Genomic DNA, 14,535 nt, shown 5'->3' on the forward strand with positions numbered 1-14,535 from the left:
CTGTGCCGCCGCTGCTACAACGCCCGCCGCCATGAGATGTGCGGTAGCTGCGGCAAGCAGAAGGTACCGTCCACGAGGACCGCCACGGGAGAGCCGTTGTGTGTGCATTGCGCACGGCCCAAACGGCGTTGTGCCGGATGCGGACGCATCGACCACATCAAGGCCACCAGCGATGTAGGTGAGCTGTGTCAGCGCTGCTACAACGCGCCTCAACGGCGGTGCGGGCAGTGCGGCACCGACGCGCCGATCGCGATTCGGGCCCACGCGGGCACCACCGATCTATGCCATCGGTGCGCGAGCACGCCGGAGAAGGTGTGCGGGATCTGCATGCAGTCGCATCCAGTCCATACCCATTGGCCGCTGGGCCCGGTCTGCCAGCGGTGCTACCGCGCGGCCGTGAACCACCCGAGGCGATGTGCGCAGTGCAGTACCGATCGCGCACTCATCGGGAAAAACTCTGCGGCGGATCCAATATGTGGCCCGTGCGCCGGATCGAAGGTTGGCTACGAGTGCAGGGTCTGTGGCAAAGGGGGACCGCACCACTTCGCCCAGACCTGTCACCGATGTTCGATCATCCGGCTCACACGTGAACTGCTGACCGGTCCGCACGGATCATCCGTGCCTGCAGGCCTCGAGCCACTACCTGACTATCTAGCGGACCGAGGACAACCGCAATCGACGCTGCGGTGGCTGAGCAAACCCACCACCTCGGCACTGCTCGGCAGTCTGGCCTTGATCGACGAACCACTGAGCCACAGCGCACTCGATCAGTGCCCACCCTCGTGGGGACGGCACCACCTGCGCGAGGTGCTCATCGATGCAGAACTACTGCCCGCGCGCGACGAACCGATAGAACGACTCGGGACCTGGATCACCGAAACCGCCGCCGCTCTGCCAGCACATCAGAGCGCCCTGATTGGACCGTACGGGCATTGGGCCATCTTGCGACGTGCCCGCCGCAGATCCCGCCGGCGACGATTCACCCACGCCGCCGCCGACGCAGCCCGAAACCGCATCCGCACGGCAATCACCCTGCTCGACCATCTCGATGAGAACGAATGGACGATCAGCGATCTCACTCAATCGAAGCTCGACGCCTGGACCGACGGGCAACGCCGTCGCACCAACAACATCGCCGGCTTCATCGGCTGGCTCACTCAACGCGGACTGGCCCAGAACCTATCAATCACCCGCTACACCTACCCGCCACCGTCGCAGACCGGCGACGAACACGACCACCACCGAACGATCGCAGCACTACTCTCGGGCGACACCCCGGCAGATCTGCCTACCCGCGTCGCCGGACTGTTAGTTCTTCTCTACGGCGCCCGACTGTCGCAACTGCAAAACTTGACCACCTCGTCGCTGAAGCGCCGAAAGACCCGCCGCTACATCACCCTGGCGCGCCATCCCATCGAACTACCCGACCGCCTCGCCGATCTCATCGACGTACTAGCGAGGCAAGCAACCAACAATCCGAACGCGTACACCAGAGACGGCCGCGGACACTACCTGTTGCCCGGCAGCCGAGCACACCATCCGCTACACCCGACCACCCTGAGTCGAAAGCTCACCGCCGCTGGAGTTCCCAGCCGAATCAGCCGAAACCACGCGCTCCTCGCTTTGGGCACCGACCTGCCCGCGGCGGTTCTGGCGACGCAACTCGGACTGAGCACCGCAACGACTACCGGCTGGGCCAAACTCGCCCAACGCGACTACACCGCCTACCTCCACAGCCGTGAGTAACCAAAGTAATTCGGTGGGACTGTCGGGGTCTGTCCGATATTCGGTGTAAGCGGCGGTTTCCGATTGCTCGGCGGGTCAGCGTTCTTCGGCTGCGGGCATCCGATCGGCGAACGTGATGTGAGGTGGGCCCTTCGTAGTGGTCCAGTTGTTGTGCGACTCTGTTGCCCGAGTGTTTGGGCAGGAAGAATCGACGACGACATGGCAGGTAGCAAGCGCCGGCGGCATACGCCGGATCAGATCATCCGCAAGCTGGCCGAGGGCAACAAGCTCCTCGGGACCGGGCAGGAGTTGGCTGAGGTGTGCCGGCATCTGGAGGTCACAGAGTCGACCTGGCATCGCTGGGTGGCCCAGTACGGGGGCATGAAGGCCAATGACGTCAAACGCCTCAAAGAACTCGAAGCTGAGAACGCTCGGCTCAAGAAGTTGGTCGCCAACCAGGCCCTCGATATCGACATGCTCAAGGAGATTTCGTCGGGAAACTTCTGACCCCGAACCGCAAGCGCAGCGCCGTGACGATGCTGCGTGAGCGGTTCGGGGTATCTGAGCGGCGAGCATGTGCTGTGGTGGGCATCCACCGCTCCACGATGCGACTGCACCCAGCGCCGATCACCGCGGAGGAAGCCGAGCTGCGGTCCTGGCTACGTGGGTTTTCCACCGACCGGCCCCGCTGGGGCTGGCGACGCGCCGCGATCGCCGCGCGCAAAGCGGGCTTCACGGTCAACAACAAACGCATCCGCCGCCTGTGGCGTGAGGAGGGGCTGCGAGTTCCCCAGCGCCGCAGGAAGAAACGGCTCACCGGAATCGGGACCGCGGTTGGGGCGATGTGCCCAATCCGGCCGAACGTGATCTGGGCGATGGACTTCCAATTCGACACCACCGCCGACGGCCGAACCATCAAAATGCTCAACGTGATCGACGAGTTCACCCGCGAAGCCCTGGTGATCCACGTCGACCGCGTCATCAACGCCGATGGCGTGGTTGACGTTCTCGACCGCCTGGCCCTGATACATGGTCCACCGTGCTACGTGCGGTTCGACAACGGACCGGAATTCGTCGCTCACGCCGTCAACGACTGGTGCCGATTCAACGGCACCGGATCACTATTCATCGACCCCGGCTCCCCGTGGCAGAACGCCTGGATCGAATCGTTCAACGGCCGCCTGCGCGACGAGCTGCTCAACTCCTGGCGCTTTGACTCCCTGCGCGAAGCCCGGGTCATCATCGAAGACTGGAGGATCGACTACAACGCCAACCGACCCCATTCGGCCCACCACGGACTCACCCCCGCCGAGTTCGCCCTACAGTGGACCACGACCCACCAACCTCAAGCCGCATAGCGACTGGACCATCGAATGGGTCCCCCTCAGATGGCCAGGGCGTTGAGCGCTGGCTTCCAGCGTACGGCCCACTTCGTCTGACCGGTACCCTTCGGGTCCAGCGACCGGCACCGGACAGAAACGATGGACAGACAATGCGGTGGAAACCAGCACTCAACGCATTCGCCATCACCTTCGCCGACCGCATGCCGGCCAGCGAGGACAACTAACCGAAAACGCCACTTACACCGTTAATCTGATACTCCCCCGAGCACTAAACACAGCTATCGGGAACTCGCGGGACTGCTCCCGATGGGCACGGCTCAGCGGCAGCAGGACGGGTCAAGAACGTGCTGCAACGCTTGCAGAACGTCAGTGTGGGCGCGGTAGTGCACATTCATGCCACGACGCTCGGGTCGAAACATGCCAGGCAACCTTGATGTGGCCCACCTGACGGCTCGAGTTGGTCCCTGTGCTCAGTGGGGCTCAATCCGGCTTGATCGTCTCCATCGTCATAGTCATATACCGGGGAAATCGAACCGTCGTAGGTTCGGGTGTTGAAGGCGTCGCGCTGTGGTTGGCGACCGTGGTGATGGCAAACCCGGCGCCAGGGTTTGCTTCGACTTCCCGACCAAGAATTCCATGCGCTGTCGGTCTCGATGCAGGTTGCGGGGGATTGCGGTCAGTTCCCTGGTGGGATGCTTTCCCAGGTTTGTGTCGGCAGGGTTCGTCCTCTGAGGGAGCAGTCGCCGTGTGGTGTCCAGTATTCGCGTTCGGGTTCGCTGGCGGCTCTGATGACGGCGTCGCTGGCGAGGATCCGTCCCGGCGTGTGTTTGGCGAGTTCGGTGAGGCGTGATGCTTCATTTACCGCGTCGCCTATGACGGTGTATTCCAGGCGCTGGTCGGTGCCGAGGTTTCCGGCGAAGACGGGGCCGGTGGCGAGTCCGATCCCGATGTCGAGTTCCCCGTGAGCCAGGACGCGGTCGCGGATCTGCCGTGCGGCGTGGAGTGCGGAGTCAGCGGCATCGGCTCGGGCGACGGGCGCCCCGAAGATGCAGAGCGCGGCGTCTCCCTCGAATTTGTTGACCAGCCCGTGGTGGCTCTCGGTTGCCGCGATCACTTCTGCGAGGAGGCGGTTGAGCTTGTCGACGAATTCTTGCGGTGAGATCTGGTGGGCGAGTGCCGTCGAGTTGGTTACGTCGACGAAGAGTGCTGTTATCTCCCGGATTTCGCCGGTCAGGTCGGCTCCTCGGTCGAGTGCGCGTTGCGCGACGTCTCTTCCGACGTGCCGTCCGAACAGGTCGCGCAATCGGTCCTGCTCCTGGAGTCCGCGGACCATGTCGTTCACGGTGGATTGCAGTACCCCGATTTCGCTGCTGTCGTCGACGGGCACACGCACGTCGAGCCGGCCTTGCCCGATGCGGCGGAGTGCACCGCGCATCTGGTGGATCGGTTGTGCGACGGCGCGGGCCAGCAGTGTTTCCGCGAGGGCTCCGGATACGAGTCCGAGGGCGGCGAGGTAGGTCGCGGCGTGGATGCGGTCGGGCGGTGCCGCATCTGGATAGTGCAGGAGCGCGATGGCCGCGGCCAATGGCAGCGCGGAGGTCAGCGCCCAGGTCAGGATCAGCCGGGAGATGACTGACGTTCGTGGTGGCGCGTGTGGGGTGTCGACGGCCAGGATCGTGGCCATCACTGGACGGAGTGCACGTTCGACGAAGAGGTAGTTGTATCCGACGGTGGCAAGTCCGCCCAATGTCATGAGTAGGGTTCCGCCGAGGGCCTCCCAGACGGGCAGGAGCGCGAAGGCCGAGCCGGACATCGCGAGGATGCCCCCGGCCCACAGAGATCCGATGAGGACGGTGGACTCGGTGGGCAATCGCAGGGTGTGGCGGGCGTGGTCGGGTGTCGGCGCAGAGGAGGTGTCCAGCCACCCGAGGCTGCGTCGACGCAGGGCGAGGACGCCTCGAACTGCGGCGAGCAGAGCCACGACCACGTAGACCGCCAGGATCTGCAGAAGCGTTCCGAGCTGGGCGCCGTATCGGTGCGGTGCGCCGCCCAGAACGATCAGCAGCGCGACGACGACGGCCCCGCCCACGCTCGAGCCCACGGTCAGCAGTGGTAGACCCCACTTCGTGCGTAACAGCACCGGAACTGGCCGGGCCGCATTGTGGGCTTCTGGTGGGTGTGGCCGGCCGGGGTGAGGACGGGCACTGGTGTGCCGCATTACCGATGCATCTTCTTTCGGTCGTGTCAGCGGTCCGGCGGGTGCGGTGACGGTCTGTCCGGCCCGTCGTGGTCGAGCGCGGAGGTGAGGCGGTCGAGTAGGTCTTGGACGGCGCCGGGGGGGCCATGTTGGGCGAAGTGCTCGATCGACACGGCGATGAACACCGCCTGGGCGGTGAACAATGCGGTGCCGTCGTCGGCGGTGGCGGTCGCCTTAAGGTGCAGTTTGCGGCCGTCGATCTCCCGGACGTGGGCGCTGATGCGCAGGGGCCGGTGCAGCGGGACGGGGGCGAGGTAGTCGACGGTGAGGCTCCGGGTCACTGCCGGGGTGCGGGCGATCCAGAGGCCGAAGCCGAACAGGTCGTCGCAGGCGGCGGCCACTGCCCCGCCGTGCGCGAGGCCGGGCGCACCGATGTGACGTTCGTCGAACGTCACATCGGTGTAGACCTCGTCGCCGGAGCGGAACACCACCAGTTGCAGGCCGGCGGGATTGTCTGGCCCGCACCCCATGCAGGTCGGCGAGTGCGGCGGCAGCGGTAGCTGGGTCATGGGCGTTCCTTCTCGACGGTGCTGGCTAGCGGCGGGCGCGGGATCGACTGCGCTGGGCCGGTTCAGCCGGGCTCCTCGATGCGCCTGCGTCCGGGGAAGCGCGGCCGGGTGCCCAGACCAGCAGAATCGCGGCACCCGCCGCCGCGATGAGTGCGAGGACGATCGCGGACTGCTCGACGCCGTGCAGGAACGCGGACTTGGCGAAGTCGGCGAGTTGCTGGCCGGCCGGTCCCGCCCGATCGGCGACCTCGAGGGCACCGGCGAGTGAGTCGGCGACCGGGCCCCGCGCCTCCGGTGGGAGCCGCGCGATCGCCGGGGCGATGTTGTGGCTGTACCCGGCGGCCAGGACACTGCCGGCGACCGCGATGCCGATCGCCGCGCCGATCTCGCGGGTGGCGTCGTTGACCGCCGCGGCGACCCCGTGCTTGTCGACCGCGGTGTCCGCGACAATAGCCGCCGTCGCCGGCGCCGCGGTCAGGCCCAGACCCGCGCTCATGATCAGCGTCGGCCACATCACGTCGACGTAGGTGGAGTCCAAATCGAGCCGGCTGATGAAGTAGAACCCCGCGGCGATGGCGAGCAGCCCGGTCACCGTCATCAACCGCAACCCCAGCCGGGTCGTCATCCACGGTGCGACCGCCGACAAGAGCACCAACGGCACCATCATCGGCGCCAAGGCCAGCGCTGAACCCAACGGGCTGTATCCAAAGATCAACTGCAGGTATTGGACGAGGACCAGGAAGACACCGAACGTCACCAGGAACTGGATGGTGATGGAGAATGATCCGCTGCCGAAGCCCCGACGGGCGAAGAACCGCACATCGAGCAGCGGATGATCCGCCCGCAACTCCCACGCCACGAACACCACTGCGGCCACCACCCCCAGCCCGAACCCGGCGACCACCACGGGATCCGACCAGCCGCGTACTGGGGCTTCGATGATAGCGAGCACCACTAGTCCGACCGCGAACACCACCGCGACCGATCCGATCACATCCATCAGCGGCGGATTTTCCTGGCGGGATTCGGGAATGGTGAAGGCACACAACAGCAGAAACACCCCCACCGCGGTCAGGCCGACGAAGATCGACTGCCACGACCAGTAGTCGAGCAGCAGCCCCGACCCGAGAATCCCCAGCAGGCCCCCGGACCCGGCGACCCCAGCCCAGATCCCGACCGCACGCCCCCGCTGCTGCTCGGGGAATCCCGCAGTCAGGATCGACAGCGTGGACGGCATCATGAACGCCGCCCCCACCCCGGCCGCTGCCCGCGCCGCGATCAACCACCACGGTGTCGATACCAACAGTGGCACCGCCGAGGCCAGCGAAAACAGCGCCAACCCCACGATCAGCACCGCCCGCCGGCCGTAGCGGTCACCCAGGGCCCCGGCGGGCAACACCAGACACGCCAACACCAGCGTGTACCCGTCGACCACCCAGGTGAGCTGGGTTTGCGTCGCCCCGGTGGCCACCGCAATGTTCGGAAGCGCGGTGTACAGGGCCGCCATTGAGGCGACCACCAGGGCCACCGACAGGCACGAGACCACCAACGTCCACTTCTGAGCCCGCGACAGCAGCACTCGACCATCGGCGGTCATGCAGCCACCTCCACTTAACGCTACAGCTGGTAGCGTTCCACTACTATGAGTATCACAATGTGGGGTGCGGGGATAGTGCCTGCGACTGATCCGAGGGCACAATTACGAGGTGAGCGAAGAGATGATCAACCAGAACACCGACGACGACGAGGACCGGCTCGTGGATCCCCGGAAGGCACGCTCACGCGCACGACTGCTCGACGCGGCGACGTCCCTGCTCTCGACCGGCGGTATCGAGGCCGTCACGATCGACGCGGTCACCAGGGCGTCCAAGGTCGCGCGGACTACCCTCTACCGGCACTTCACCGACAGCACCCAGCTCCTGGCCGCGGCGTTCGAGCGTCTGCTGCCCCCGGTCACCGCGCAGCCGGCGTCCGGAACGATCCGTGAACAGTTGATCGAACTGCTGGACCGTCAGGCCAAGCTCATCGAGGAAGCCCCCGCCCAACTGACGATGCTCGGGTGGCTGGCCCTCGGGTCCGCCCAACCCGGCACGGCCGGGGCGACACCGCATCCCGAAGAAGACCGGAACCCGGTCAGTTCGCTTCGCGCACGGGTGCTCAACCAATACCGCGAACCGTTCGACCGGATCCTGGACAGCCCCGGAGCCCAGCAGGAGCTCGGTCGCTTCGACACCAATCTCGCCCTGACCCAACTCGTCGGACCCATCGTCTTCACCCGACTCACCGCACTCCCGCCGATCGGCCCGGCTGAACGCCAGCAACTCGTCGACGACTTCCTCGCTGCACGCTCCGCGCAACGCGCGCTGACCGTGACCCCGGACTGATCTCTGATTCAGCACCCGCCCGAGGCGGCGGGCTGGGACGTCAATTCGGCGATCAGCGCCTCGACGCGGGTCTTAATCTCGTCGCGGATCGGGCGAAACGCTTCCACGCCCTGGCCCGGCCGGATCGTCAAGGACCCAGTCCTGGTAGCTCTCGCTCGGGGAAGATGGGGCAGCTGTCACCGCAGCCCATGGTGATCACACGTTTGAGGCTTGCACGGCATCGGTGGTGAGGATTTTCGGTGTCTGCGCCGTGATGTCGATGCCCACCTCGGCCATCTGCGAGCGTCCGGCGTTGTACACGCAGACGAACAACTCGCTGGGGGTGATGGACATGAATTGAGATCCCTCCGTCAGGAGGGACAGGAAGCAGATGAAAATCAGGCAGGAACGGGAGTGGTCAACTCGCGCAACAACGTTGGACCCTGGTGTCCAGGCCGTCGCGGATGGCGCGGACCGTCTCGAGAGTTTGAGCCTGCGGATCGTCGAGGGTCCGGTCGGAGGTATCGCTTGCCGGGATAGATCGCGCAGGGATCGCCGCAGCCAATCGAGACCACCACATCGGCGGCGGCCAACACATCATCGGTCAGCGGTTTCGGGTATTCGGCGCCCAGATCCAGGCCGATCTCCCTCATCGCTTCGATGACCATCGGGTTGATGGCATTGACCGGTGCCGACCCCGCCGAGCGCACGTGCACACGGCGGTGGCCGTTATGGGTACGGAGAAGTGATGTCGCCGTAAGGCACCCGCGCCCGCACTCCGGGTGCGCACCCTCCGGACCCCGGGCGTTCTTGCTAGCCCCGTGGTCGAACCCGTTTCGACGCACGTGGCATTGTTCGCCAAATCACTTGATAACGACAGTGTTCGGCTGCGAATGATTGGGCCACTCGGTTTCATAGCTCCTTACGCAAAATACTGCGGACGTGAAGCCCTAGATTAACCTTGACTCAATCACGCGAGGCGGTAAGACCTGACTGGTGAAAAGGATTGCAATACAACGCATTTCGAGCTGTACTTGAGCTACTGGGAATGGCGACTGAGAGTGTTTGTCGAATAATGCTGGTTCAAATATTGACCGTCCACCAGCCTCTACGGCCGCGTGACCGGGAAAGAAGCCGAGACGCATGCCTTCCACCGACTATGCGCAGCGGGCCGTGGCCTACTGGGCCAAGTCCGACCGGGCCTACACCGAAGGTGATCCGCGCTATGGCGACGAGCTCGCTCACTGGCCGCCCAATGCGAACAGTGGTCATACGACGACCTCGCTGGCGTCAGCAGCGACGTCGCCTAACCACCGACACGGACAAGAAGACAGCAGGTGATCGTCATGGCCGACAAACCCGAGGTCGCACCCTCTGATGCGCCGCAACCGCTGGCGACCGCGATCGAACCGCTGTGCGAGGTGTAAACCGAGACGACCTCACCCTCACCGGCACTACCGGGGACGACACCGCCGAGGTCGACAACACTCTCGCCCTGGAGCTGGACATGCTCACCGCGTTGTTGTGGGCACCGCCGGCCCGGGGCCGCCAGGTGGTCGGGGCGTTGATCGGGTCCCGTGCCGACCGCGACGCCGGCACCACCAGCACGGTTCTTCCCGCTGGCAGAGTGGTGTTCTTCAATGCCGTGCATCAGAACGTGTTCGACACCGCCGTGGCCTTGCTCGACGAAGGTAGCCCCGCCACACCCGTTCTGGTCAACGCGCGGTTTGCCGATCGATGACTCACCACCCGCACCCGCAGCGTCATGCTCGAGATCGCCTCATCCCGGCACGGCCGCCCCGTCGCCGATAGTGCCGACTTGGGAGTGGCGTCTACGTCGGCGTGCCGACCACGCGTCCGGCGAAACCGTCGAGGCGTGTGCGCAACGACTGGATTCGCTGTTGCCGGACCGCGTCGGGGTCATGCCCGCCGAACACCGGCGGGGGCTTCATCCGCACGTTCTTCGAGCATTCGAAGTTCGAACAGATCAGGGTGCCGATGGTGTCGCCCTTCCGGCCGGCGGCGCCGGCGGACTTGGCACTGAAGAAGGCGACGTCGTTGGGCAGCAGGACGTCCTCGCAGAACGAACACAGCGGTCGTTTGCGCGGCTGGCGTCCGCCCAGGCGGAGCATGATGCCGACGGGCTCGTCGTCGGTCGGGATGACGAGGTAGCCGATCATCGGCTGCTTGGGATCCCGCCAGCCGACGAAATCCTTGCTCTCCCAGTTCAGTTCCTTGAAATCGGGCGGCAGGACGAGTGACTTGCGTTCGCGGACGGTCGCATTGACGAAGGATCCACGGATCTCGGATTCGGTCAGGGCATGCATGAGTGAGAAACACCTCGGGTGTCGTGGGAGGAATGAGGGCACGCGTCGACCGGCGCGGTCCGCAGATGCGGTACTCACGCCGGTCGGGGCAGGTCACTCAAGCGCCGGCGTGCAGGACGCCGACGACCTCCTCACGCCCGGTGGGCGACGACACGGAATGCATGGTTCCGATGCTCGCGCGCGTGCGCCGCTCTGTCAACGCATTAACGCGAGCGATCGGGAGGGCAGGACCGGCCTTGTCATCCGGCCAACAGACCGGCGACCTTCACGACTCGCTGTGCCAGGTGGGCGAGGGCGGCCTTGGTCGGGTCGTCGAGGTCGTTCTTGTTCTCCGGGCCGGTGACATGTGAGACGCCGTACGGGTTCCCGTCGGCGAACTTCAGTCCGTCGGTGTAACCGGGCGGTACGAGAATGCCGCCGAAATGCATGAGCGAGGTGTACAGCCCGACGAGTGTCGTCTCCTGCCCGCCGTGTGCGGTCTGGCTCGAGGTGTAACCGGCATAGGCCTTGTCGGCGAGCTTTCCCTCGGCCCAGAGTCCGCCCAGTGAGTCGATGAAGGTCTGGAACTGCGACGCTGTACTGCCGAATCGGGTCGGGGAGCCGAAGATGACGCCGTCCGCCCAGACGATGTCGTCGCCGGTGGCGGTCGGTAGATCCTTGGTCGCCTCGTAGTTCGCCGACCAGGCAGGGTTCTCCGCGAAGCTCGCCGGGTCGCGGGTCTCCTGGATGTGGCGGACCCGCACCTCGGCTCCGGCCGCCTCGGCAGCGGTCTTCAGTTCGTCAGCCATGGCCGTGCCGTGTCCGGTGGCCGAGTAGTAGATGATCGCCAGTTTCGTCATGTCACTCCTGTCTCGGTGGTTGCGACTTTCCGTAGGCGGGTACCCGTGTTCGGTGATGCGACACCCACACGCGCGAAAAGCCGTCGACGGGATTCGTCACCCGTCGACCGGCGGATAGGTGGAGCGATGCTGCACATCGGCACCTCGGGCTGGCAATACAAGGACTGGCGCGGCGCGTTCTACCCACAGAAGCTCCCGCAGCGGGAATGGTTGAACTACTACGCGGAGCGGTTCACGACGGCCGAGGTCAACAACACCTTCTACCGACTGCCGGAGAAGACTGTGTTCGAGAACTGGGCCGCGACGGTGCCCGCCCACTTCCGGATGGCTACGAAGATGAGCCGCTACCTGACGCACGTGAAGCGGTTGAAGGAGCCGGCCGAGCCCGTCGAGCGTTTCCTCGACCGTGCCGCCGGCCTCGGCACCAAGCTCGGGCCCGTCCTCCTACAACTCCCGCCCAACTTGCAGGCGCAACCCGACTCCCTGGACGCCACCTTGAAGCTGTTCCCGGACACCGTCCAGGTCGCCGTCGAGCCTCGCCACGAATCCTGGTGGACCGACGAGGTGCGCGACGTGCTCGAACGTCACAACGCCGCCCTGTGCTGGGCCGACCGGAAGAGTCGATCCCTCACCCCGCTGTGGCGGACGGCCGGCTTCGGATACCTGCGCCTGCACGATGGCCCCGCCAAGCGGCCGATGAGTTACGGAACCCGCGCCATCGACAGCTGGCTGCGTCGATTATGGGACACGTTCGACGACGAGTGCGACGTCTACGTGTACTTCAACAACGATCCGGGGCGCGCCGCGATTGACAACGCACGCACCATGATTCGCCGAGCATGAACCCTGGGGATACCGGTCGCGACGATCGACGACGCGTCCGCCGAGTGAGCGAGAACACGCCCATTTAATTGGTATTCGGGATGCCGATTTATGGTCTACTTGCGACATGCAGCTGACACGCTTCACCGACATCGGCCTCCGGGTCGTGATGCGGCTCGCCGTCGCTGGTGAACAACCGGCCGGTGAACAATCGCCCGGTGAACAGCGTGGGGCTGCAACACCTCTCACCACGAAGGATCTCGCGGCAGAGCTCGCCGTCCCGTACACGCATGTCGCCAAAGTCGTCGGCAGGCTGTCGGAGATGGGCGTCGTCCACGCGCGCCGCGGCCGTACCGGTGGTCTGACGATCACCGACCTCGGCCGCGAAGCGCGCGTGGGCTGGCTCGCGCGATCCCTCGAGGGTGACGGGGAGGTTGTCGATTGCGAAGGCCCGCAGCCGTGCCCGCTCCGGCGCGGATGCCGTCTGCGGGGAGCGCTCGCCCGTGCGGCCGCCGCCTTCTACGAGAGCCTCGACGCCGAGACCGTCGCCGACCTCGCCGCCGAGCCGACCACCGCGGTGCTGCTCTCGCTGTCGACGCGGCCACCGCAAGTGGATGGACCGCTCCAGGCGGAGCGGTAGCGACACGCCCACAAAGACTTCCGGCCACACGCCGGAACTCCTATCCCGATGAGCAAGTGAACAAAGGAGTTCTCATGCTGTCCGACACCCAACGCGCCACTCTCGCGGCGACCCTGCCCGCAGTCGAGGGGGCACTCCCGGAGATCACCCCGCGGTTCTACCGCGGGCTCTTCGACGCGCATCCGACGCTGCTGGACAACATGTTCAACCGGACTCACCAGAAGTCCGGTGAACAGCCGCAGGCCCTCGCCGGCTCGGTCGCCGCCTTCGTGCGCCTCCAGCTCGAACCCGACGTCCGGCGTCAGCGGTTCATCCTGGACCGGATCGCGCACAAGCACGCGTCGCTGGGCGTCACCGCCGATCAGTACAAGGTCGTCCACCAGCATCTGTTCGCGGCGATCGTCGAGGTTCTCGGCGAAGCCGTCACGCCAGAGGTCGCCGATGCCTGGGACCAGCTGTACTGGGACATGGCCGACCTGCTCATCGCCTCGGAATCCGACCTGTACGCCGCCGCGGGTGTCGAGCCCGGCCAGGTGTGGCGTGAGGTCACGGTCAGCGACCGCGTGCAGGTTTCGCCCGACACCATTGCGCTGACCCTGGCCCCGGTTGAGGGTGAACTACCGAAGTTCCACCCCGGACAGTACATCTCGGTCCAGGTTCCGCTGAGCGACGGCGCGCAGCAGATTCGTCAGTACAGTCTGACGGGCTCGCCCGACGATGCCGAGTGGCGTTTCAGCGTGAAGCTCGCCGGCGAGGTCTCGGCACACCTGCACGAGCACGTCTTCGAAGGCGACACCCTGAGGGTCAGCACCCCGTTCGGCGACCTCACCCTGCCCGACGACGATGCCCCGCTGCTGCTCGCCTCGGCCGGGATCGGGTGCACGCCGGTGATCGGCCTCCTGACCGCGCTGGCAGAGAAGGGCGATGCCCGGCCGGTGACGGTCCTGCACGCCGACCGTTCCCGCGACCGCCAGCCGCACCGCGGAATGCTTGCCGCGCTCGTGGATTCGCTGCCCACCGGCCGACTGATCCAGTGGTACGAGAACACCTCGCCGCACATCGTCTCCGATTCGGTCCGAGTCGGCCACATGACGTTGGACAATGTCGAGGTGCACCCCGAATCCAACGTCATGCTCTGCGGCCCCACCGGATTCCTGTCCTCGATGCGCGAGGAGTTCCTCGGCCGCGACATCGCGGAGAGCCGGATCCACTACGAGACCTTCGGCCCGGAACTGCTGCGGTCGAGCGCGCGATGAGCACCTCCGCGGCGGTCGTCACCGCGCTCACCTTCGTGTGGCTCGGCATGGTCTTCGCGATCTCGTTCCTGGAGGCGCCGCTGAAGTTCCGGGCGCCGGGCGTGACCCTGCCCATCGGTCTGGGGATCGGGCGACTGGTCTTCCGCGCACTGAATGCCGCCGAGGTCGTCTGGGCGGCCGCGATTCTGATCGCCGTCGTGCTCGGTTCGTGGCCCGGGGTGGCCACACCGATTGCCGCAGGCGTGGCGATCGCAGCCCTGGTCATCCAGCTCGTGGCAGTACGGCCGGCCCTCGCCAAGCGGTCCGACGCCGTGCTGGCCGGATATGAGGGTCCGCGTAGCTCAGCTCATCTCGTCTACGTGGCCTTCGAAGTGATCAAGGTGGCCGCGCTCATCTGGCTCGGCACCGCAGTATTGGTGAGCGCGTCCTGATCGGGGCGCCCCGACGGAGCGAA

At 65.8% G+C, this 14,535-nt stretch carries 13 protein-coding genes and 4 pseudogenes; 9 read left to right on the top strand and 8 right to left on the bottom strand.

Annotated features, from left to right (window positions below; genetic code table 11):
- Positions 1–618: 618 nt before the first annotated feature.
- Positions 619–1,746, top strand: coding sequence for a site-specific integrase (locus tag PWF70_RS00395; RefSeq protein WP_006357308.1), 1,128 nt, complete (start codon positions 619–621; stop codon positions 1,744–1,746).
- 198 nt (positions 1,747–1,944) lie between these two features.
- Positions 1,945–3,083 (top strand): IS3 family transposase gene (locus tag PWF70_RS00400; RefSeq protein ID WP_085950464.1). Its coding sequence is split into 2 segments (ribosomal slippage): positions 1,945–2,215 and positions 2,215–3,083, totalling 1,140 coding nucleotides; the frame shifts between segments, so codons are not numbered across the junction.
- 26 nt (positions 3,084–3,109) lie between these two features.
- On the opposite strand, the pseudogene PWF70_RS24175 reads toward PWF70_RS00400, so the two are convergent.
- Positions 3,110–3,190 (bottom strand): annotated as a pseudogene (locus PWF70_RS24175) (hypothetical protein); the annotation flags it as partial.
- 15 nt (positions 3,191–3,205) lie between these two features.
- Between PWF70_RS24175 and PWF70_RS24180 the strand changes: the two are divergent.
- Positions 3,206–3,292: pseudogene (locus tag PWF70_RS24180) on the top strand (hypothetical protein); the annotation flags it as partial.
- Positions 3,293–3,744: 452 nt separating this feature from the next.
- Here the strand turns inward: PWF70_RS24180 and PWF70_RS00405 are convergent.
- From PWF70_RS00405 to PWF70_RS00415, 3 genes are all read right to left on the bottom strand, one after another.
- On the bottom strand, positions 3,745–5,169 hold the full coding sequence (locus tag PWF70_RS00405) for an adenylate/guanylate cyclase domain-containing protein (protein ID WP_230461871.1): 1,425 nt from the start codon (positions 5,167–5,169) through the stop codon (positions 3,745–3,747).
- A 143-nt stretch (positions 5,170–5,312) separates the two neighbouring features.
- Complete coding sequence (locus PWF70_RS00410; RefSeq protein ID WP_006357312.1) at positions 5,313–5,834, bottom strand: PaaI family thioesterase; 522 nt, start codon at positions 5,832–5,834, stop codon at positions 5,313–5,315.
- Positions 5,835–5,859: 25 nt separating this feature from the next.
- Complete coding sequence (locus PWF70_RS00415; RefSeq protein ID WP_006357313.1) at positions 5,860–7,431, bottom strand: MFS transporter; 1,572 nt, start codon at positions 7,429–7,431, stop codon at positions 5,860–5,862.
- A gap of 121 nt (positions 7,432–7,552) precedes the next feature.
- Here PWF70_RS00415 and PWF70_RS00420 point away from each other — a divergent pair, with 121 nt between their 5' ends.
- Positions 7,553–8,218: a TetR/AcrR family transcriptional regulator gene (locus tag PWF70_RS00420; RefSeq protein ID WP_035755443.1), complete on the top strand. Its 666-nt coding sequence runs from the start codon at positions 7,553–7,555 to the stop codon at positions 8,216–8,218.
- A gap of 8 nt (positions 8,219–8,226) precedes the next feature.
- Here the strand turns inward: PWF70_RS00420 and PWF70_RS00425 are convergent.
- Positions 8,227–8,551, bottom strand: a pseudogene (locus PWF70_RS00425) (low molecular weight phosphatase family protein).
- Positions 8,552–8,615: 64 nt separating this feature from the next.
- A pseudogene (locus PWF70_RS00430) lies at positions 8,616–8,940 on the bottom strand (arsenate reductase/protein-tyrosine-phosphatase family protein); the annotation flags it as partial.
- A gap of 764 nt (positions 8,941–9,704) precedes the next feature.
- Between PWF70_RS00430 and PWF70_RS00435 the strand changes: the two are divergent.
- Positions 9,705–9,938, top strand: a complete 234-nt coding sequence (locus tag PWF70_RS00435) for a hypothetical protein (protein WP_230461872.1) — start codon at positions 9,705–9,707, stop codon at positions 9,936–9,938.
- A 91-nt stretch (positions 9,939–10,029) separates the two neighbouring features.
- On the opposite strand, the gene PWF70_RS00440 is transcribed toward PWF70_RS00435, so the two are convergent.
- Both PWF70_RS00440 and PWF70_RS00445 read right to left on the bottom strand, forming a co-directional pair.
- On the bottom strand, positions 10,030–10,524 hold the full coding sequence (locus tag PWF70_RS00440; protein ID WP_006357319.1) for an FBP domain-containing protein: 495 nt from the start codon (positions 10,522–10,524) through the stop codon (positions 10,030–10,032).
- Positions 10,525–10,763: 239 nt separating this feature from the next.
- Positions 10,764–11,363 carry a flavodoxin family protein gene (locus PWF70_RS00445; RefSeq protein WP_006357320.1) on the bottom strand — a complete coding sequence of 200 codons (600 nt, stop codon included), beginning with the start codon at positions 11,361–11,363 and terminating at the stop codon, positions 10,764–10,766.
- 126 nt (positions 11,364–11,489) lie between these two features.
- On the opposite strand from PWF70_RS00445, the gene PWF70_RS00450 reads away from it, so the two are divergent.
- The 4 genes from PWF70_RS00450 (at position 11,490) to PWF70_RS00465 (ending at position 14,512) form a co-directional block, all read left to right on the top strand.
- Complete coding sequence (locus PWF70_RS00450; protein ID WP_279958298.1) at positions 11,490–12,206, top strand: DUF72 domain-containing protein; 717 nt, start codon at positions 11,490–11,492, stop codon at positions 12,204–12,206.
- A gap of 106 nt (positions 12,207–12,312) precedes the next feature.
- Entirely contained in the window at positions 12,313–12,825 is a 513-nt protein-coding gene (locus tag PWF70_RS00455) for an RrF2 family transcriptional regulator (RefSeq protein ID WP_006357322.1), read from the top strand.
- Positions 12,826–12,899: 74 nt separating this feature from the next.
- Positions 12,900–14,081, top strand: a complete 1,182-nt coding sequence (locus PWF70_RS00460; protein WP_006357323.1) for a globin domain-containing protein — start codon at positions 12,900–12,902, stop codon at positions 14,079–14,081.
- Positions 14,078–14,512: a hypothetical protein gene (locus tag PWF70_RS00465; protein ID WP_006357324.1), complete on the top strand. Its 435-nt coding sequence runs from the start codon at positions 14,078–14,080 to the stop codon at positions 14,510–14,512. The genes PWF70_RS00460 and PWF70_RS00465 overlap by 4 nt, the downstream gene beginning before the upstream one ends.
- Positions 14,513–14,535: the final 23 nt, after the last annotated feature.

This window comes from Gordonia sp. Swx-4 (genome assembly GCF_030316175.1).
GTDB lineage: Bacteria > Actinomycetota > Actinomycetes > Mycobacteriales > Mycobacteriaceae > Gordonia > Gordonia alkanivorans.